14 protein-coding genes are annotated in these 20,551 nt (G+C 67.4%); 4 read left to right on the top strand and 10 right to left on the bottom strand.

What is annotated here, in order from left to right; all coding sequences use genetic code 11:
- Positions 1-22: 22 nt before the first annotated feature.
- Positions 23-835 carry a glutamate racemase gene (locus ACFVWW_RS31635; protein ID WP_384330529.1) on the bottom strand — a complete coding sequence of 271 codons (813 nt, stop codon included), beginning with the start codon at positions 833-835 and terminating at the stop codon, positions 23-25.
- A gap of 58 nt (positions 836-893) precedes the next feature.
- On the opposite strand from ACFVWW_RS31635, the gene ACFVWW_RS31630 reads away from it, so the two are divergent.
- The gene (locus ACFVWW_RS31630) at positions 894-2,117 is read left to right on the top strand and encodes a glycosyltransferase (protein WP_386878033.1); all 1,224 of its coding nucleotides are present in this window, start codon (positions 894-896) and stop codon (positions 2,115-2,117) included.
- 73 nt (positions 2,118-2,190) lie between these two features.
- Here the strand turns inward: ACFVWW_RS31630 and ACFVWW_RS31625 are convergent, their stop codons facing one another.
- The 3 genes from ACFVWW_RS31625 to ACFVWW_RS31615 form a co-directional block, all read right to left on the bottom strand.
- The gene (locus ACFVWW_RS31625) at positions 2,191-3,465 is read right to left on the bottom strand and encodes a TerD family protein (protein ID WP_386878032.1); all 1,275 of its coding nucleotides are present in this window, start codon (positions 3,463-3,465) and stop codon (positions 2,191-2,193) included.
- Positions 3,466-3,566: 101 nt separating this feature from the next.
- The gene (locus ACFVWW_RS31620; RefSeq protein WP_386878031.1) at positions 3,567-4,160 is read right to left on the bottom strand and encodes a transposase; all 594 of its coding nucleotides are present in this window, start codon (positions 4,158-4,160) and stop codon (positions 3,567-3,569) included.
- On the bottom strand, positions 4,157-5,413 hold the full coding sequence (locus ACFVWW_RS31615; protein WP_386878030.1) for a recombinase family protein: 1,257 nt from the start codon (positions 5,411-5,413) through the stop codon (positions 4,157-4,159). Before ACFVWW_RS31615 ends, ACFVWW_RS31620 begins: the two co-directional genes overlap by 4 nt.
- Here ACFVWW_RS31615 and ACFVWW_RS31610 point away from each other — a divergent pair.
- Positions 5,343-5,720 carry a hypothetical protein gene (locus ACFVWW_RS31610; RefSeq protein WP_384330517.1) on the top strand — a complete coding sequence of 126 codons (378 nt, stop codon included), beginning with the start codon at positions 5,343-5,345 and terminating at the stop codon, positions 5,718-5,720. The genes ACFVWW_RS31615 and ACFVWW_RS31610 overlap by 71 nt on opposite strands.
- Here ACFVWW_RS31610 and ACFVWW_RS31605 read toward each other — a convergent pair.
- Positions 5,619-6,092, bottom strand: coding sequence for a hypothetical protein (locus ACFVWW_RS31605; RefSeq protein ID WP_384330514.1), 474 nt, complete (start codon positions 6,090-6,092; stop codon positions 5,619-5,621). The two genes, ACFVWW_RS31610 and ACFVWW_RS31605, sit on opposite strands and share 102 nt — an antisense overlap.
- Before the next feature lie 328 nt (positions 6,093-6,420).
- Between ACFVWW_RS31605 and ACFVWW_RS31600 the strand changes: the two genes are divergently transcribed.
- Both ACFVWW_RS31600 and ACFVWW_RS31595 read left to right on the top strand, forming a co-directional pair.
- Positions 6,421-7,062: a hypothetical protein gene (locus ACFVWW_RS31600; protein WP_384330512.1), complete on the top strand. Its 642-nt coding sequence runs from the start codon at positions 6,421-6,423 to the stop codon at positions 7,060-7,062.
- A gap of 345 nt (positions 7,063-7,407) precedes the next feature.
- Positions 7,408-8,313 carry an FG-GAP-like repeat-containing protein gene (locus ACFVWW_RS31595; RefSeq protein WP_386878152.1) on the top strand — a complete coding sequence of 302 codons (906 nt, stop codon included), beginning with the start codon at positions 7,408-7,410 and terminating at the stop codon, positions 8,311-8,313.
- 142 nt (positions 8,314-8,455) lie between these two features.
- Here the strand turns inward: ACFVWW_RS31595 and ACFVWW_RS31590 are convergent, their stop codons facing one another.
- The 5 genes from ACFVWW_RS31590 to ACFVWW_RS31570 form a co-directional block, all read right to left on the bottom strand.
- A complete protein-coding gene (locus ACFVWW_RS31590) occupies positions 8,456-9,022 on the bottom strand; it encodes a YcxB family protein (RefSeq protein WP_386878029.1) in 567 nt (188 codons plus the stop codon).
- A 363-nt stretch (positions 9,023-9,385) separates the two neighbouring features.
- Positions 9,386-10,105: a DUF4328 domain-containing protein gene (locus tag ACFVWW_RS31585; protein WP_384330502.1), complete on the bottom strand. Its 720-nt coding sequence runs from the start codon at positions 10,103-10,105 to the stop codon at positions 9,386-9,388.
- A 254-nt stretch (positions 10,106-10,359) separates the two neighbouring features.
- Positions 10,360-10,659: a group II intron maturase-specific domain-containing protein gene (locus ACFVWW_RS31580; RefSeq protein ID WP_386878151.1), complete on the bottom strand. Its 300-nt coding sequence runs from the start codon at positions 10,657-10,659 to the stop codon at positions 10,360-10,362.
- A gap of 343 nt (positions 10,660-11,002) precedes the next feature.
- Positions 11,003-11,521 carry a hypothetical protein gene (locus ACFVWW_RS31575; protein ID WP_386878028.1) on the bottom strand — a complete coding sequence of 173 codons (519 nt, stop codon included), beginning with the start codon at positions 11,519-11,521 and terminating at the stop codon, positions 11,003-11,005.
- Positions 11,522-11,593: 72 nt separating this feature from the next.
- Positions 11,594-20,284 carry a DNRLRE domain-containing protein gene (locus tag ACFVWW_RS31570; protein ID WP_386878027.1) on the bottom strand — a complete coding sequence of 2,897 codons (8,691 nt, stop codon included), beginning with the start codon at positions 20,282-20,284 and terminating at the stop codon, positions 11,594-11,596.
- Between the last annotated feature and the right edge of the window lie 267 nt (positions 20,285-20,551).

Below are 20,551 nucleotides of genomic sequence, written 5' to 3'. Positions count from 1 at the left end.
GGCGTGTCCGGCGCACCGGCAGTTAGTGCACTTGGCTGACGGCGGCGAGCAGCCGTCCCTCGGCATAGGCCAGCGCCGGGCCGGGCAGGGCGGATTCGCGACCGCCCAGCAGCACCGTGAGCCGCGCGCCCGGCGAGGCGACCGGACCGGCCGGGACGACCGGCGCCGGCGCGGCGGTCCTGCCGCCGACACGGCGCAGTGCCTGCGCGGCGACGGCCTCGGCCGACCCGTGCAGGACGACGGGCGGCAGGCCCGGTTGCTGGACGGCGGCACGGATACGTTCGGCGACCAGCTCGTAGTGGGTGCAGCCCAGGACGACGGCCCGTACATCGCGCGGGGTGAGTGCGGCCGCCGCGGCCACCGCGCGGTCGATCGCGGCCTCGTCGGCTTCCTGCACGGCGTCCGCGAGACCGGGGCACGGCACTTCGGTGACCTGGGCGGACGAGGCGAAGTCACGGATCAGAGCGCGCTGATAGGGGCTGCCGGTGGTGGCCGGGGTGGCCCAGATCACGAAGGGCCCGCCGGCGGCCGCCGCGGGCTTGATCGCCGGGACCGTACCGATGACCGGCAGCCACGGCTCCAGCTCGGCGCGGAGCGTGGCCAGGGCATGCACCGAGGCAGTGTTGCAGGCGATGATCAGCGCGTCGGGACGGTGCTCGGCGGCCGCCTGTGCGACGGCGAGCGCGCGCTCGGTGACATCCTGCGGAGTGCGCGGGCCCCACGGCATCCCGTCGGGGTCGGAGGAGAGGACGAGATCGGCGTCGGGGCGCAGCCGCCGTACCGCCGCGGCCGCCGCGAGCAGGCCGATGCCGGAGTCCATGAGCGCGATCTTCACCCGGTCACCATAGTCGACCGCACTCGCGGCCCCGGCGCGGTGAGGCAGACTGCCGCGAATGAGCGCCGTTGCCTGGATCGCCGTGGGTTCGCTGGCCGCCTGGGGCTGGCTGTTGCTGGGTCAGGGATTCTTCTGGCGGACTGACCAACGGCTGCCCCCGCCCCAGGACCGCCGGAACCCGGACGACGAAGCGGCCGGGAGCCGCGCCGGCGCGGACGGGGAGGGCCGGTGGCCGTCCGTCGCCGTCGTCGTACCCGCGAGGGACGAGGCGGCGGTGCTGCCCGAGAGCCTGCCGTCCCTGCTGGCGCAGGTCTATCCGGGCGAGGCCGAGATCTTCCTCATCGACGACGGCAGCCAGGACGGTACGGGCGAGCTGGCCCGTGAACTGTCCGCGACGTACGGCGGTCTGCCGCTGACGGTCGCCTCGCCCGGTGAACCCGGACCCGGCTGGACCGGGAAGCTGTGGGCGCTGCGGCACGGGATCACCCTGGCCCGCGCCCACAGCCCCGAGTATCTGCTGCTGACGGACGCCGACATCGCCCATGAGCCGGACAGTCTGCGGGAGCTGGTCGACGCGGCCAGGACGCGGGATCTCGACCTGGTCTCGCAGATGGCGCGGCTCCGGGTCACGAGCGTATGGGAGAAGCTCGTCGTCCCGGCGTTCGTGTACTTCTTCTCGCAGCTGTACCCGTTCCGTTGGATCAACCGTCCGGGCGGGCGGACGGCCGCCGCGGCCGGCGGATGCGTGCTGCTGCGCGCGGAGGCGGCCGAGCGCGCGCGGGTGCCGGAGTCGATCCGTCAGGCCGTGATCGACGATGTGTCGCTGGCCCGGGCGGTACGGCGCAGCGGGGGCCGGATCTGGCTGGGGCTGGCGGACCGGGTGGACAGTGTGCGTCCGTATCCGCGGCTGGCCGATCTGTGGGCCATGATCGCGCGCAGCGCCTACGCGCAGCTCCGGCACAATCCGCTGCTGCTCGCGGGGACGGTGGCGGGGCTCGCGGTCGTCTATCTGGCGCCGCCCGTCGCCGTGTGCGCCGGTGTGTTCGGCGGGGACACGGCCGCGGGGTGGCTGGGCTTCGCCGCATGGGCGGTGATGACGGGGACGTACATCCCGATGCTGCGCTACTACCGGCAGTCGCTGTGGCTGGCTCCGCTGCTGCCGTTCACCGCGCTGCTCTATCTGCTGATGACGGTCGACTCGGCGGTGCGGCACTACCGGGGCCGCGGCGCGGCCTGGAAGGGACGTACGTACGCCCGCCCGGAGACCGCACCGGACCGCTGACAGGGCTCGGTCCGCACCGCTGACACGGCTCGGTCCGGACCGCTGACGCGCGCCGGCCGACCGCCGACGCGGGTCACTTCCTGCCGGGCGTCCAGTTCATGCCCCAGCCATAGGTGTAATCGATGGTGCGCTGCGGACTGACTCCTCGTTCCGGTACGAGAAAGCGCGCTTCCCTCTGGACGACGAGGTCCGAGCCGGTATTGGTGATCAACGCCAGCGAGCAGACCGTCGAAGGCACCGTGCATTCACCGAGCGAGAAGTCGATCGCGGCGCCGTGCTGCGGCTGGAGGGTGACCGTCGCGTCAAGATCCGCGAAACTGCGCGCGCCTTCATAGATGGTGACGAAGATGACGACGCGGCGGAGCCGGTCCTTGTGGTCGAGGTTGATCGTGAGGTTCTCACCACTGGAGACCGCGCCGGTGCGGTCGTCGCCGTCGAGATGGATGTACGGCGGCTGGTTGACCGCACCGAAGGCATTGCCGAGCGCCTGGACGACGCCTTTGCGGCCGTCGGTCAGTTCATAGAGCGCGCACAGGTCGAGATCGAGGTCGCCGTGCATGGCGACCGCCCGGCCGAGTTTGGCGCCCCAGCCCTTGAACTGTTTACGCACCTGCCAGTTGAGGTTGACGCGCATGGCGCCCGAGGTGCCGCCCTGCTTGGACAGCGAGACCGACGGGGAGTCCTTCGTCAGCGTCACCTTGCTGAGCCGTACCGGTGCGGAGGCCGGGGTGGGGGCGACGGGGGCCGGGGGAACGGCCGAGGACGGCACCGTCAAGGACGGCACGGTCGGCGGCGGTTCGGCCGGCCGCCGCGGTTCGTCGACCGAGATACCGAAATCCGTTGCCAGGCCCGCCAGTCCGCTGTCGTAGCCCTGGCCCACCGCCCGGAACTTCCAGCTCCCCTGGCGCCGGTACAGCTCGCCGAGGACGAACGCCGTCTCGACGGTCGCGTCCTGGCTGTCGTACCGCGCGATCTCCGTGCCGGCCGCCGCGTCCAGCACCCGCACATGGAGCCCCGGCACCTGACCGAAGCTGCCGCCGTCCGACGAGGCGGCCAGGACGATCCGCTCGACGGCGGGCTCGACCCGCCCGAGGTCGACCGTCACGGTGTCCGTGACACCGTCTCCCCCGGTCTTCCTGCCTTCGTGGCGCACGGCCCCGGACGCGTGTTCCGGCTGGTTGTAGAAGACAAAGTCCGCGTCCGAGCGGACTCTCCCGGACACGAGCAGGAGTGCCGACGCGTCGACATCCGGCACTCCGGCTCCTGAACGCCATCCCAATTCGACGCGGACGGCGGGCGCCGGTACCGGAAGATTGGCTCCTTTAAGCATGGCCATGCTCGCCCCCATCGCGAGTCGGGGTGTCCGACGATTCCGTCACGCCAACCTAATCGCAGGAACGGCGTTCGGACCCCCCAGGACCCGCCGGTAACACCGCCCTAGCATGCCCTTTACACGATCTGGACCCCTCCGAGCGACCGTTTTTCCCATGTTCGCTCGCATTGGGGATCCGAAGTAACCCACTGCTCCCGAAACAACCCCCTTATCGGACTCCCCAACGGGAACCCTTCGACGGAGGGCTCCCGTGTGGAAACTAGGAGCCGCGGATCAAGCCGCCCCTCCACCCTGATGGGCGGCAGGGTGATCTCCTCCGGCGGAATGGGCGTGCCGGGCATGCCGGCCAACAGCTCCATGCCCACGGCCCAGACACCTCGCTCGCTCCAACGGCGCCAGGTGCTCGCCACTGTCGCCCAAGGGCCGTACTGCTCGCCGGTCTCACGCCAGGAACAGCGACTGACGGCCTTGTGCAGCAGGGCCTCCAGCATCAGCCGCGGGGGCCGCGTCGGCCGTCCCGCGGACGGGCCCGTGAAAACGGGCTCCGCTTTCGCCCAGGCTTCATCCGTCAGCGTCGGTACGACGCCGCCGTTGGCCCGGAACCACTGGGCCACCTGATCATCCTTGCTCTTGCGCGACGGAACGTCGCCGAGGAGCGTCACACGAACATCGAGCAAGTCCAAGACTTCCGCCTGCTCGGCAGGAGTCATGTCGTGCAGCCGCTCCCGGACGATCTCGGCGAGCGCCTGAAGATCCCGGGCGCGCTGCGCCGATCCCTCGCTCTCCCGCTGCCAAGCCTTGACTTCGCCAAGCAGTTGCTCGGTGCGCTCGCGGATGTGGCATCTTCGGCTCGGGGGCCTCGGGCCTGCCGCTTCAGTGCGGCATTCAGCAGTCGCACCTCCTCCTCGGTGAAGACTCGGCGGGCCTTGACCTCGACGGTGCTGCCGTACAGCGGGGTGCCGTCGGCGTCCAGCTTGGTGCCCCGTTCCCGCCCGGCCGTCGCGGGGTTCCGGAAGATCCGGACTCCCCTCTGCACGGACGGGCTGGTGAGGATGCGGTACAGCGTCTCACCGCACCATCCCCCGCCGGTCGGCGAGTGGTATCCGAGGGCATCGAGCCGGCTCGCGGCCTTGTTAAGGCTGTTGTGCTCCTTGACGATGAAACGCCAGCCCATACGAAGGGCGGCACAACTCAGCTTCTCGCCGTCCACGTCGCCGTCAGTGTCAAGCGCGAGGTGGCTCTCGCCCTTGACTCCCTTGTTCACGATGCGCCAGCCGAATGGTGGCCGGCCGCCGAAATGACCACCGTCCTCGGCTTTCTCCTGGATCCCGCCCTGTGTGCGGTCGCGGATGGTGATCCGCTCGTCCTCGGCGCGGTCGGCGGCCTTGCGCATGCGCGAGCGGCCCTCGTCTGAGGTGTTGTCATAGTCGCCCTTGGTGACGGCGACGAAGACGCCAAGGTCTTGCAGCTCCCACACCCAGGGCCAGAAGGCCCTGTCCGCACGCCCGATGGCCCGTTCCTCGTACACGGTGACGAGATCAAGCGGGCGCAGCGTCTGCCTCGCCCGCTTCATGAGCTCGCCGAGGTCCGGGCGTTGGGTGTGATCAAGGCTCCCGCTGTACCCCTCGCCGGCGAAGACGTCGACCAGCGCCCACCCCTTCTTGGCTATGTGCTTGACGACCCGCTCCCGGTCCAGCACGCGAAGCCCGAGGTCGGCCAGCGCGGCGACCTTGTCTTGGTGAGCTTGCCGCGCCTGGTCTTGCTGTTCGACAGGAACACTCCGAGCTTGACTTGGGTCGCCGATCCAGTCCGCGGTACTGCTGTGGTGCATCGGCCGGCAGCGCGAGGGATGGCTGAAGGCCGCGCACAAGAAGATCGCGGACAAGCTGGGCGTGGAGCGGTCGAACGTCACCCGGGCGCTCGGGCGGCTGGAGGAGTGGCGCATGCTCCAGCGCGTCGACACCGGACTGATCTTCGTGAACCCGCTGCTCGGCTTCGAGGGCAATGGCGATGTTCAGCAGGAGATCCTGGAGGCCCTGCGCAACGGTGCGGCGGAGGGTGCCTTCCCGGAGGTGAAGCCGCCGCCGGCACCGCGCAGCGTGCAGCTGGGGCTCGCGGCCGAAGACGGGGACGATGAGGTGTCGACAAGGAGCGACAGGCATGCTGATTCAGGCGAGCACCGGTTTCGGAATGATGTACCGACTGGACCTCACCAAGGCCGCGACGAACCTCCTGAGCGCCCTCATCGAGCGCCAGGAGCCTGGCGGTGAGGTGAGTCGGGCCGTCGGCGCTTTCCACGGCAGGATGCCCTGCTGCCAGGCTTCGTCCAGCGAGTACCGCACCGGCACGGGGTGCCCGAAGGCGTCGTTCGCCGACGACGGCTGGCGAATCGCGGGCGGCGGGGCGGGCCGTGCGGGCGGGACGGCGGGACTGTGCCCGCACACCTGCGGCCGCTCATGTTCGATCAGCGGTTCCATCCCGGCCGGGATCCGGCGCAGCGGCGGCCCCGGGGCGCCGGCCACGAGGGCCTGCGCGGCGGCCAGCTCGGCCACATGGAACCCGGCTGAGCGCAGACTCGCCACCCTGCGGTTGCGCACCTCTACCGCGTCGGCGAGTTCCTTCGGCAGCTGCGTCCAGTCCATGCCCGGCACAACGCCCAGGCCGCGGTGGGGTGACGGCCGGTGACCACTCCGGGGCTCGGACTGTCCTATCCCCCAGTCCCCCAGCAGGACGGCTGTCGGTCGTTCACCTGACGATGTGGTCCGGCGCCAAGTGCGCGATTCGCCGTGTCACCATCTGTGCGCCGGGGGCCGGTTCGTGGAACCCTGGAATCGGCGCGGGCCGTCTGTCCGCTCGGCGTGCGCGTTTCGCGGGCGGGGGGAGCCGGCTGTGTGGGGATGTCCCGGGAAGCGTCGTGGCGCGCGTCGCCGAGGCGAGGAGGGCAGTGCCGAACTTCTGCTCTGCTTACGCGTGTTGATTCTCGTCGTCGCGGTGGCCGGCCTCATCGAGGGCGTCCAGCGGGCCGAGGCGAACTACCGGGCCACGCTGGTCTACAAGAACGCCGAACTCTGCACGGCCGCGCCGCCGGTGGACGCGGAGGCGGACTGCGTCGTGTCAGTCACGGGCCGGGTCCTCGGCAAGGCGACCGGCCAGTCCTGCACGGCGAACAGCAACGGGGGGCAGTCCTGCACCACCCACTACCGCGTCCAGGTCCGGCATGCCGGGGACACCCACTGGCTGGACGTCCCGTCCCACACGTACCGCGACGTGGAGCGCGGAGACCGGGCCGAACTGCGCCTGTGGCGGGGCGATGTGGTGTGGATGGCCGTGCGTGGTCATACGGCGATGTATCTGGCGTCGGCCGAGTTGGCGTTGCTGGGGTGGCTGGTCCTGGCCTGGGTCCTGCTGGGGGCCGCGTGGTCCTCCTTGGGGGGCTTTCGGCTGGTGGCGATGGTGCCCGGGTGGCTCGTGCTGACAGTGCCGTATCTGCTGATCGTGTACGGGGAACTGTTCGACCCCATGGGAGTGGTGGCCTGGAGCTTCACCGTGTCGCTGACCGCGGCGGGGATCTGGGTCATGGTCTGGGGGTTCAGGGAATCGGCATACGTGTGAGTCCACGCACACGGTCATCCAGCGCGCACGGAAGGCGCCCGGGGTGACCGGCGCGCAGCAGCGTCGTTGAGCTGGCATCGCGTGCATCAACATCCGACTCCGCCGGATACGCGAGCGAGCCCGGACCGACTGGTCCGGGCTCGCTGCTTCGGGGCGCGGCCTCTACAGCCGGCCACACCGAGCAGGCCGGCCTCCTCCAGGACCTTCAGCATGTGGGCTCGCTCGGGCAGCCCGTTGGAGCACAGCCACTCCTGCCACTCGATCTCCATCTGGAGGTAGCGGAGTTCGTCTTCGGCGGCAGCAGCGGCTTCGGCGGCGAGCTCGTCCTGGACAACGCACGCGGACATCCTCTCCGTCGCTCCGGGCAAGCCGGGCCGCTGGTGGACCTGGGACGGCAAGTCCGGCGCAGCCAAGTCCGGTTACCTGAACTCGACGGCGTACACCGCCGCCGCGAGCTACGCCTCAGCCGTCAGCGGCGACTTCAACAAGGACGGATACGCGGACGCCGCGGTCGGCTTCCGCGACCCGGGCGGTGTCGGCCGGCTGCTCTGGCTCAAGGGCTCCGCGACCGGGCTCCAGCGCGTCGGCGTCTTGGAGGCGCGCGGCGGCCGTTCGCTCGCGGCGGGCGACCTCAACGGCGACGGCTACACCGACCTCGCGGTCGGCCAGCCGAGCACCACGGAGTCCGGGCACACCCTCAAGGGCGGCGCGGTCACGGCCGTCTTCGGATCGGCGACGGGACTGACCTCGACCGGACGCAAGACGTTCGGCCAGGACACCGCAGGCGTCCCGGACACCGGCGAGACCGGCGACGACATGGGCGCCTCCGTCTCCGTGGGTGACGTCAACCTCGACGGGTACGACGACATCCTCACCGGGCTGCCGGGTGAGGACATCACCCGAAGCGGTGTCGCCCAGACCAACGCGGGCCAGGTCATCCTGCTGCGCGGCACGTCCACAGGCCCGACCGCCACCGGCTCCGCCGCGTATCACCAGGACACCGCGGGTGTGCCGGGTACCACCGGGTCCAACGACCGCCTCGGCTCGTCCGTCTCGCTCACCGACCTGTCGGGCTACAGCCGGGCCGATCTGGCCATCGGCGCCGACGGCGAGGACGCGAACAACGGCACGATCCTGCAGTTGGACAACAGCGGCACCAGCGGCATCGTGACCAGTTCCGGTGTCTTCTACGGCACCACGGCACTGGGCGCACCCGCGGGCATTCGCATCGGCCAGGTACTGACGCCGTAACACCCACAGCACCCCGAACAGCGGCGAGGCCGGATCCGGTCACCGAGAAACGATCTTGACGTTCGCACCCCGGTCTCCGCGCAACGCACGGAGACCGGGGCTGACGACGCGCTCTGGCCGGCGCTGGGTGCTTTCACCTTCGTCACACGCGAGTGGTGTGCTGGTCAAGGATGGCCCGCAGCCGGTCGAGACCCTCGGCCTCACGCACGCCCCGCTTGGGCAGGACATCGAGGCACATGATGTTGGGATCCCGGCTGAGCAGGACGAAGTGATCTGCCGTCTCCCGGTAGCCCTGGAAGACGGACCACTTCTGGACCAACGTGCAGTGGTCGGTGCGGCAGGTGATCCCGGCCGGAGACACGGTGGCGCGGTACTCGCCCTGCCATCCGATGATCCGCTGCACGTGGGCGGCCTGTAGCCGCGGGTACCCCCACATCATCAGGACGAGGAACAAGAACGGAACTGTCGAGACCGCGTCGACACTCCCGCGGCCCACGGCGGAGACCAGCCAGTACCCTACGCAGAGTGCGAGGGACACGCCCCGCAGTAGTAGCCCGGTCCGCTTGATCCGCTCGCGGACCCGCAGGCCGACCAGTGTGTCGGCGGACTGAGGCCGATACACGAGCTGGACTGCGGTCCGCTCGTCCACGACATCCTCAGAGGTTTCCGCGCCGTTGTCGGTGCCTCCGGCGCTGTGGCCCTCGGCCATGGTCCCTCCCCGGTACGAAGACCTGCGGATCCTACCGAACCTCAGCGTCGGGGCGGACGGCCGCCGTGGCGGGGCAGGCGGCAATCCGGTATACCGCGCAGCCGGTCGGTGTCGGCCCTGTCCATGGCGCGCTTCGGCACTAGTGCGCGACGAGCAGGTGGGCGTCAGCAGGACGAATCCGGCGGCGGTCTCCATGTACCCGCCCGTCCCTTCTCCGGGGCGAGCCGGGCACGAGGTATACCCGCTTCCTTCCTCCGTGGCCTGGCTGCTGGGGGTCCACCCGGCAGTGAACGTGTGTGCCCCGCGCGACGATGGTCGCCGTCATGAGCCGAATCAGTCCGATGGCCCCACCACCGATCACGATCAGCTGAACGGCACTCCCTCTTGGGCGGTCGACCCGTACCGCGCCTTGACGTGTTGCATGTGCGTCAGCGTGCGGACCAGCCGGACAGCGAGAACGGCACAGACGATGTCGAGAAGGTCGGAGACCATGAGAAGGCCGAGACCCACCTTCGTCGGGCCGATCGATTCGGCCGTGTCGTAGACCGCGCCACCGGCCAGTGCGATGAAGCCCTGCGCGAGCCAGAAGCCCCACCACAGGTTGATCAGGCCACGGCCCGGCCGGTCGGGCGAATACGGTCCCACGGGACGGCTCGCGTCCCAGATGTCGAGGGTGATCCGTCGCGGGAACCACAGGTTAACGACCGGGATGAGCCAGCCCCAGCCGGTCCAACTGCGGCCACGTCGGTGAGTGCCGGGGGCGAAGACTTCGGCGTTGTCGCGCAATCGGAACAGCCAGCACACGTAGACGATTCCGGTGGAGAGGTAGAAGACGCTCTGGAGCAGGCCGAAGAGGTCGTAGTAGAGCTGCCGGTCCTCGACGCCGGGCACCGTCCACAGGGCCGCCTGGGCGCGCGGCATACTGCGCAGCAGGTCGTACAAATGGGCGCCTGAGGCGAGGGACAGCACATCCGTGACGATCACGGCACCGAGCAGCAGGGAGGTGGCCAGCCCCAGACCGATCGGTGAGCGCAGCACCGCGAGGTAGGCGGGCGAAAGGGCGGCGGTGTGCGTCGCATTCATGTTCACACTCCGACTAGCGACGCAGGCGTTCCAGGCGTCACACCCCAGCCACTCCAGGAACGGCGACGCGGTGCCCAACTCACCTGTCAGGGCAATCCAGTCCACTCGGGGTGACATTGACCGCCGTCGATGTCATGGCCCGTTGTGTCACCGAGTAGGGTCGGGGACTGGCACGGTGGCTGACGCTCCGTTTCCAGTTCCCGCCGCTTCAAACCCTGCATGCAGTTCTCCCGCACACGGCTTTCCGACATCGTTCACCGGCTGGCATGCGCCGTCGCTCTGTGCACGCTTCCGGTAAGACGGTAGACACCGAGCCGAGTGATCCACCCATAGGTAAACCGCGTGGCCCAGTTCCTGCCCGCGAGTCTGTGTTTCGCGCTGGCGAAAATCGCCAGCCGCTCGTGGACGTAGCCGTCGACCACGTTGAACTTCCGCCCTGAGTTACCGTTACGGAAGTACGCAGCCCAGCCCCGCAGCACGGGGTTGAGATCACCCCGGACGTGTGGGGAACCGGAGTGCTGATCCTCCCCAAACGTGGTCTGGGTGCTCCGCAGGACTCCGAACGACTGCGGTCACTGATCACCAAGCATCTCGCAGCCGCGTGAACGCAGGCGTCGGCTCGCGGCTCCCGAGGTGAGTAACGCGGCCCTGCCTCAAACTCGCGAATCGAGCGTCATCCGAGCGTCAAGAATCATGAACGAGGCCTCGCCACCGGCGCTCATGAGATCCTCGCCGCACCCTGAACCCGCAGGTCAGGCCAGTCTGAATGGCGGGCGCCCACCCGCCTCCGGAGTACCCGCTCAACGCCACGACGACAGACGCCACGGCGGATGACGGCCCGTTGGGGCCCCGGGCCGTCACTGAAAACTCACGTCGGGCGCAAGAGTGGTGCGCGACTCAATCCATCGGGTAGAAGTCAGGCTCCGGAAACAGCCTCGCGATCGAGAACGGCTCGAACTCCGGATCCGTCAATACTCGGTAGACGAACTCGGAGGTGCACATGCTCACTTGTTGCCAGGGGTACGGATCGCCTTGCGTGACGATGGGCCAGCTCGCCGGATCTTCCTCCGCGGACGCCAGCCAGAAGTAGTTGCACTCCATCTCACCGAACGCCCAAGGAATGAGCCCCCGCCGACCGGGCCGGTACATCTGGTACGGCTTGAAGACAGGGTCGGGCCCGTCTTCCGGGCTGAGGTCGAGGTATTTGTGCCAGATGCGGGCCAGGTCGAACTGCCCCGTGCCATCAACGGAAAGAACATTCAAGAATTCCGAGAATTCTCCCTTGCCAAATGCCTCGGCAAGCTCCTTGTAGTCCTCGGGCAGTGCCGTACCGAGATCTTCCTCAACGCTGTTCCACGGAATCTCGAGCCGAAGCGGATTCCAGTTCACGGCCTCAGCGATTCGCTCGATCCACATTCTCTTCACATTCCGATCGAAGGCTTGGACCGGGGGGCGCGCCAGGTATCCGGCACGCCCCCCGGGCTCACTCTATGGGGTGTTGTAGATCGGCACCGAATCGCTGGCGCCGCTCGAACTGCTCCAGGTTATATCGAAGCGGTCCGGCATCGGATCGGTGGCACTGGGGTAGTGGGCCATGACCTGATAGAAGACGGTGTTTCCGCTGTTGATCTCTTCGGCCACCGCGTCCTCCACCGTCGACATCGCCTTCCGGTTCACGTCGCGGTACATCGGCGCCAGGTTTCGGATGTCCTCACCGGAGCCGCCGAACCGGTTGGCGATCAGGTGTCCCCGGTCCAGTCCCTTCCGATAGAGCGGGCCGCCCTTCTGCATCGCCTTCGGGATGTACAAGGGGTCATCGGTAGGCCAGACCGTCGGGCTGCCGAAGATCCCGTCACCGCCGTAGATCTCACCGGATCCCTTGTCGACGTTGTTGACGTCGTGCCAGTTCAGGCAGGCGATCCCTCCCTGAGCACGCCCCGCGCCGTCGAGCGGCATGTAGTAGATCATGCTCTGACGGTTGTCGTTGCAGTCCTGCTGTTGGAACGGGAACCGGCTGGCGCCGCCCTTCCACTCCTTCTCGTCGTCGGGCCTGACGAGCAGACCTTTATCGTAGTCCGGCGTGTCACCGGGCTCCGATTCGTACCCGTTGGACGCCGTCTGGTTGTACCACCCGATGCCCGTGAGGAACGCGTCGGCGACAGTCAGCCATCCGCCCCTGGCCTTCTTCGCCCCACCTTCGGCCAAGGCTCCGATGCCCTTGAGGACGTCACCGCAGACGTCACACCCGAAGATGTGACCGTCCAGCTCGACGAAGCTGACGGGATTGCCACCGGTGAACGCGTACCGGTTCCCTGTGTAGGGGTCCGACCCAAGGCTCATGTCCGCGAGGGCCCCGTTGTACATGTCCCGGCTGGTGAACCGGTTGAGTCCCGGGTTGTAGTCCCGGAATCCCATGTCGTAGGTACCGGACTGCGCGTCCCAGCGCTTGGCGTTGAACCGGTAGGGGTTGTACGCCTCCTTGGTCGGATCGGCCGCTTCCGGCTTGTCGATGCCGGTGAACTCGTCCTTGTCGTTGGAGCCGTAGGCGGTGTAGCCGTAGGTGGACTTGGTGTCGCCGTCCTTGTCGGTCAGCGTCTCGACGTCCGTGTGCGAGTTGTAGCCGTAGAAGCCGTCCTCGCTGGTCCCGTCGGTGTTGTGCTTGACCTGGGAGAGACGCTCGCCCCACGGGCTGTACTGGTAGGACTTGGTGAGCTCGCCGGCGACTTCCTCACCCAGCACCTCGCTGGACATGCCGAGGTAGTTGAAGTCGGTCGTCTTGCCGTCCGCCGTCTTCGACGCGGTGCGGTCCAGCGGGTCGAACGTGTACTTCGTCGACTTCAACGCACCCGTGTCGTCCGTCGTCTGGGACTCCACGACGTGGTCGAATCCGTCGTAGACGCTGCGCTCAACGACCTTTCCGCCCGCGGTGACCGACTCCTGGCGGCCGAACGGGTCGTAGTTGTAGTTGGCGGTCGAGCCGGCCGAGGTGGCGGTCAGCAGCCGGTTGCGGTCGTAGTCGAACGTCGTGGAAACGCCCTTGACCGACTGGCTGATGACGTTGGCGTTGTCGTCGTGGACATAGGTGTCGGTGCCCGCGCCCGTGCCCGTCTTGACCGACTTGGCGAGTCGGTCGGCCGGGTCGTAGGTGTAGTCCGTGGTGGAGTCGAGGTACGCCGCGTGGTTGTCGGCGTTCATCTTCTTCGCCACGTCCTGCGCCTTGTTGCCGTTGTCGTCGTAGGCGTAGTTGTGCGAGGAGACGAGGGTGCCGGAGCCCTTCTTCTCCGTCGTCGACTTCAGGGAGCCGTTCAGGTAGTAGGTGGAGTCGACCGTGTTCTTGTTGGCCTTGGTCTCCTGGAGCTTCTGGCCGCGGTCGGTGTATGTGTAGGAGCTCACCTTCGGTGAGGCATCGGCCGCCGTCTTGCCGACCGACACCGTCTTGACCTGCTCTCGCAGGTCGTAGGTGTACTTGGAGAACTGGTCGGGGTGGGTGACCGTGTCCGTCTGGCCGTTGGCGTCGTACGTGTACGACGTGACCTTCTTCTCCGCGCCGGCCAGCGCCTCGGTCACCTTCGCGACCTGGTTCAGGCCCGTGTACGCCACCGTGTAGGCGTCGATCTTCGCGCCGGACGAGGTGTCGTCGATCGAGGCGAGGTTGCTGTTGACGTCGTAGGCGTAGGCGAAGGTGTGCTTTTCACTGTCGGTCTCACCGCTGGCGTCGCGCACGAGCTTGACCGCGTCCGCAACGACCGCACCACCACTGTTCTGGTCCAGCTTGAGCTTGCTGTCCTCGCCCTGCTTGAGGGTGTAGCTGCCCAAGCTGACCCAGGTGCCGGTGTTCGCCGTCTGGTCCTTCGTCGCCGAAGGCTCGGTCGTCGTGCCGTGCGCGAGGGTGTACTTGGCGGTGGTGGCGGCACCGGTCACCTTCGGGTACTTCACGTACGCCGTGTACGTGCCGTCCTTGGGGATGTTCAGCGTCCAGGTGAAGGCATCCGTGCCGGTGCCCGCCGCGTGCGTGCGGTGGTCGTAGCCCTGCTGGCCGGTGAGGTCTCCCGTCGCCCACGTACCGGTGGAGGAGGTGTGCTGGGTGTCGGAGTTGTCGACCAGCACGACCGACTTGCCGACCGGCACACCGTCGTCGGACTTCGACTTGAGCTTGCCGTCGGGGTAGTACGACCACGCCATGGTGCGGTCCGAGGAGCCGCCCGCCGAGGTCAGCGTGCGGGCCTTCTGCTGGCCCGTCTCGGTGTAGTCGTAGGTCGTGGTGATGTCCCACGGATCGGTGGACTTCCTCGTCCAGCCGTTGTCGAAGTACTCGTAGGTGGTGTCGTTGCGGACCGTCTCACCTGCAGAGGGCGGCAGCGAGGTCTTCGCCACCCGGCCCACGGCGTCGTACGACGTCTGGGTGTAGACGTCCGCCTTGTTGTAACGGCCGTCCGTCGGGTCGTACGGCTGGAACTGCTTGACCGGACGGTTCAGCGCGTCGTACTCGGTGCGCTGCGCGAAGTCGTCCGCGGTGCCCGTCGTCGCAGTGCCCCGCGGCGTGATGACCTTGGTGGTGTTGCCGACCTGGTCGTACTCGAACTGGGTCTTGCGGATCGTGGTCCCGGAGTAGGGGGCGCGGATCTCCTTCTGCTTGCCGCGCTTGTCGTAGTCGAAGAACGTGGAGTTGTTCTCGGCGTCCTTGGTCTCGACGACCAAGGAGTCCTTGTTGTACGTCCGCGAGGTGGACTTGCCGGCCGCGTCCGTGACCGTGGTGACCCGATGGTTCAGGTCGTAGGCGGTCTTGGTCATGTAGTCGTCGGGGTCGGCGGTGGCGTTCTTCTTCGGGTCCACCACCTTGGTGAGGTTGCCGACGCTGTCGTACGTGTAGGAGATCCTGTCGCCGTCCGCGTTGACCGCGGAGAGCAGCTGATAGACCTCGTCATACACGTTGGTCGTGACGTAGTCCGTCGCGTCGGACGTGGTCAGCGAACCCTTCGGCTCGGTCGTCGTCTTGAGGTTGCCGACCTTGTCGTAGGTGTACGTCGACTTCCGCTCACCCGATGTGGAGGTGTCCTTCGGTCCGGTGGCCGAGGTGATCTGGTCCGCCGCGTCGTACACCGCCGTGGATTCCGCGCCGTTGGGCGAGGTCGACTTGGTGGTGTTGTCGTTGGCGTCGTACTCCGGCTCCGGGGTGGTGATCAGAACCCCGGCTTCCTTGGGCACCGTCGCGACCTTGGGACGCCCGAAGGCGTCGTAGGTCTGGGTGACCTTCTTGCCGAGCGCGTCGGTGACTTCCTTGACCTGCCCACGCTCGTCGTACACGTAGGACGTCGGGTTGCCCAGCGCGTCGGTGATCGTCGCCGGGTAGCCCGTCGGGCCGAAGCCGCTGTTGGTCGTCGGGTTGCCCTTGGCGTCGATCACCTTGGTCAGCTGACCGTAGGCGTCGTACTCGTACTTGGTGGTGTAGTCGTCGGCCGTCGCAGTCGCGACGCCCTCGGGGTCAGTGACCGTCTTCAGATTGCCGAACGAGTCATAGCCGAACTGCCACTTGTTGCCCTCGGGAGAGGTCTTCGTGTGCAGGTCGGCGGAGAAACCATCCAGACGGGTCTGGTAGCTGTACTGCTGCGAGTTCGCCGGGTACGTTCCCGGAGCGCAGTCGGCCGCGGGCGGCACACCTGCCTTGTTGTTCTCCGCCTCGCGTTGCCAGAGCGGGTAGCCCGTTTTCTGGTCGTAGCAGTAAGCGGTCTTGGCGCCGTTGTCCTCCTCCAGATACGTGACGTTGTTGTCCGCGTCCCAACTGATCTTGGTCGTCTGGGACTTGGCGTTCGTGGTCTGCACGGGACGGCCGAAGTCGTCCGTCACATGAGTCGCCGTGTGGGACTCCGCGTCCGTGACCTTGCTCTCGGTGAACTTCGCGTTCGACGCGTCGACCGCGTAGCTGAAGCCGGTCGCACCGTTCAGCCGGTCCGTGACCGTCTTCGTCCACCAGTGGTACTTCGGGTCGTCACCGGACTGTGGTGCGTAGTACGCCAGGGACGTGCCGTTGCCGCGCGGGTCGGTGACCTTGACCAGCTTGACGTTCTTGTTGCCCTGGGTGGCGTCGTACGTGAACTTGAAGTTCTTCGGCTGCGAGTTGCCCACACCGTCGGTGAACTGCCCGAGCAGACCTTTAGCCGTGTAGTAGAACTCAACCTTCCGACCGGAGATGTCGGTGACCGAGCGGATGTGGTCGTAGATCTTCGAGTTGTTGAGGTTGCCGGTGTCCGAGGTCAGCACACCCGAGTCGTTGATGTACTGGTAGCCGTTCTGGCCCTTGTCCCAGTACTCGACGTTCAGCGACTGCCGGCCCGCCGGGTCGGTGATGTACTTGAGGAACTTGGTCGGCTTGTTGTTGGACTTCCGCTCCTCGTACGTGAACAGCTGTGTGTTGCCGTTCTTGTCGATCGTCGAGGTGAGGTATCCGTCGCAGCCGAACAGGAACCGGGTCCCGTCCGGGCGGGTCATCGTCCAGGCGTCCGGGATCGGGTCCTTGGCCGGGGTGCAGTCCAGGCCCGCCTTGGCCGACAGCTTGTAGTGGACGCCGGCCGGCGCCTTCCACACGCTGTTGGTGGCATCCCAGCGGAACACATGGGTCGTGCCGTCACCGTCGGGCAGGCGGATCTCGGTCGGGTTGGGCTTGGGATGGAAGTCCAGCGGCGCGCCGAGCCGGATCGGACCGGCGGCCTGCATCGACCAACCATGACCGGAGACCGTGTCGGACGTGTCGAGGGAGTTGTAGGCCATGCGGAAGAACGTGCTCAGGCCCCGGCCGGGGTTGCTGAACGCGTTGTACGACCACACGCTGTTGCCCGACGAGAGGTTGTTCATCACCGTCGAGCCGGCGCCGGTGTTCTTGCCCGCGTAGGCATAGAACTTCTCCATGCCCAGCGAGTTGGAGGTCGGGTCCTCGACCGCCACGCTCTGTTTCAGCGGGGTGATCGTGGGGTTGGTGACCGAGAGCCAGGAGCCGTCGGCGATCTTCTTCACGTCCCAGCCGAGGACGTATTCGGTGCGCTTGTTGCCGCTGTCCGAGTTGATCGGTGTCTTGACCGTGGCCTTGACGGTGGCGGACTCGCCGGGGATCAGGGCCGGGATGGCGGTGGCCGCCTGGTTGCCGCCGGTGGTGACGTCGGTGCCGTCGGGCAGCTTCCACGTGTAGGAGAGCTGGCGTTCACCGGCAGCCCACGCGGCGCTCGTGGTGTTGGTGACCGTGAAGTCCACCGTGTACGTGGAGTTCGGCGTCATCCGGGACGGGGTGGTCGGCGCGTAGTACGTGTCCTCGGTCGTGGAGTCGACGTAGATCACGCGCAGCAGCGGGCCGAGCTGCCAGTCGGCGGCCTCCGAGGCCAGCCACAGGGTGCGTTCCTGCTGGGTGGCATCGGTGTCACCCGCCAGTTTGACCAGGGCGCCGTTGTTGTTGGCGGGCGTCTGCACCCAGCTCTTGGTGAGGGTGGTGGCGTCCCACCAGTGGCGTCCGACCTCGTCGGTGAACTGCGGCACGGTGTCCGAGACCGTGGCCGAGAAGTCGCCGCCGGGAGCGGTCCAGGGGGCCGAGGTGGCCGACTGGTTCCAGGTGGCGGTGGTCTCGTCGAAGGTCTTGTTCAGGCCGTGGAGTTCGTAGACAGCGCCCGCGGAGGTGTTGGTGGTTTCCGCGCCCCACAGATACATCCGGCCTTCGAGGACGGTCGCCGTGGTGGGGATGGCCGCGGTGTTGAACTTCAGTGCGGCCCGGGTGGTGCCATAGGTGCCGGAGTTGTCGCCGGTGCTGAGCCACTTCTGGCCGACCCCGAAGGACTGGATGGTGTCCTGGTTGGTGGTGGGCTGCTGGGAGGAGAGTGTGGTGTCGGTGACGTCGTCGGTGCCCTGGAGCAGGCGCATGGTGCGGCCCGGCTTGGGGATGCCGACGGTCCGTGTCGGTGAGCCGAGCAGCTGCCCGTCGGCCGTCTTGACCACGATCTGGTAGTAGTACGATCGGCCGATCTCCGGTGTTCCGGCCCCGTTCGGGGACGGGACGGCGGTGGTGTCGGTGTATGTGGTCGCGGTCTTGGCGATCGGCGCCACCAGGGTGGCGGACGACGGCGTGAAAGCCTGCTGGGTCGACCGGTGCAGCTGGTACTCGGCGACATCGAGCGTCGTGTCCCCGGTGTCGTTCTTGTACGCGGGCCAGCTCAGCTCGGGACCGGTGGAGTGCACGACCTCCGGCGAGTTCAGCGAGGTGCCGACCTTGCCGTACGTGACGGTCAGCCGTGGGATGGTCGCTGTCTCTCCGCCGTACGTGGAGCCGTCGGCGGCCTCGTAGCGCGGGCCGCCGGTCGGCGCGGTGGCCGACTCGTCGGTGGCCTTGAGCACGAATCCGTAGTTGGTGGCGGTCCCGGAGACCCACTTCTGGACGGTGTCGGTGACCGGGAAGTTGTGCCACTGGTTGTACTCGCCGGTGTTCTTGACGATCGAGGCGGGGTTCACCAGGCGTACGGCGTCGGCCATGGTCCGCTTGGTGGAGTCGCCCGTGTCGCCGAGGACGATCTTGTCGGCGTTGCCTTTGTTGAAGTCCAGCTGGGTGCTGGTCAGGGCCTTCCAGGTCGACGTGGTCCCGGCCGTCTGGTCGACGGTGTAGTTGTGGGTGAGGCCGTCGTGGAGGACCTTGTACGGGGCAACGGTGGTGTTGTCGGCCAGCGGCGAGTAATGGGCCTCGACGCGGTACGACGCGGTCTCCGCGATCTGCGGCTGGTAGGTGTACGTCTCGCCGGTGGCCGCGTTCTTGTTGTAGGTGTAGTCGCTGCCGATGTTCGCCGTGCTGGTGGTGGTGACCCTCGGCCACTCGCCTACCGCGGCCGTTCCAGCGTCACCGTCGTCGATCTGCACGGTGGTGCCGGACAGCTCTCCGACCAGGGCGCTGGTGTTGGACCAGGTGGCGCCGGCCTCGGTCCAGGTGCCTGTGGCCCGGTAGGCGCCGATGGTGACATCGTTGGCGTTGGTGGTGTGGGACTGGTCGAAGTACATGCCCAGGCGGGCCGAGTCGACCTTCACCCCTGACGGGATCTCCGACAGCGGGAACTCCACGAGGGAGCGGGAGATTCCGGTGTCGGTCTTGCCGGCCGACAGCTTCCAGGTGGTGTTGAAGTTGGTGGACGGCTGGTCCGACAGGACCATGGTGTCCTTCGAACCGGTCGCGTCCGGGGTGATGGTGATCGTCGGGTCGATCACCACCGGGTACTGGCGGCCCTTGTCGGCCAGCCACTCGGTGTCCGGTGCGACCGTGATCTTCCAGTTGTCACCGTCCTTGGTCAGCTTCTGGGCGACCTCGGTGCTGTAGGTGCCGCCGGTCGGTGACGTCGAGTCCTTCGCCGCGTCCGTCATGTATGGGGCGGGGATGACCATGACCGGGGTCTGAGGGGCCTCGCCGTACAGGGCGATGGAGCCGTCCTCGCGGGACGTGGGCTTCAGACCGCCCGCGTCCAGCGTGAAGGTGAACTTCACCGCTCCGTCCGGGCGCTCGGCCAGGACGATGTTCTCCTTGACCTGGCCCGGCTCGACGACGTATTCGAGGTCGGCGCCCTCGACGGCGTTCGGATAGGTGACCTTGGCGCCCTTGGCCGCGGGCTTCAGGTCCTTGCCGCCGAGGCTTGCCGCAGCGTCCAGGCCGAGGGTGACGGACTCGCCGCCCTCGCCTTCGATCCGCACCAGCTCGCCCGGCTTGGAACCGAAGTAGGTCCGGCCGAGGTTGGCGGTGTTGGCGTAGTCGAAGCCCGTCTTCGAGGTCTCCCGCACGGAGACGTCGATCGGCTTCCAGGTCTTGTTCTGCTCGTCCTGGTACGCGGTGGGGACCGCAGTCAGTTCGGCTTCGACGCGACCGTCCGAGAGCTCGAAGAACCGGGCACTCGGAGTGCGCCGGTTCTTCAGCTCCTTGACCCGCTTCGGCTTGGGGTCTTTCGCTCCCTTGGGCAGTTTCTCGCGGCTGGATATCTCCAGGGCGTTGGCCGGTTCGGGTTCCTCCTCGTCGGCGAACCACCCCTTGACTGCGTCGAAGACACCCGTCTTCTCGCCCCTGTCGCCGCTTGAATCCGCCGCTGCCGCTGGCGTCACAAAGGCCATGGTCGGGAGCAAGGTCCCCACCACGGCCGATGCGACGAGACCGGCGAGCAGTCTTCGGTGTCGCATTCTCACGTACGGTCCGCCTTCTTCTTCGCGCCATTTGCGCTGCATTTTCGCCACCGGTAACCACTTCCGGACGCCCTGGCCTGCTTTTGGGCATGCCAAAGGCGCGATCGGATTCGGGACCGGAGCGCTCTCAATGAATCAAAGCGCGTTCTATACATGTCGATGATGAGGCGTCAACAAGACGGAAGATTGGGACTCTTCACCGCACGCCACTCGAAGTCAGACACTTCACCGCATTGCAGCGACACATTTTTTGGGCGAATTGTC

This window comes from Streptomyces sp. NPDC058198, from assembly GCF_042882605.1.
Classification (GTDB): Bacteria; Actinomycetota; Actinomycetes; order Streptomycetales; family Streptomycetaceae; genus Streptomyces.
This window is presented reverse-complemented; position numbering and strand designations above follow the sequence as displayed.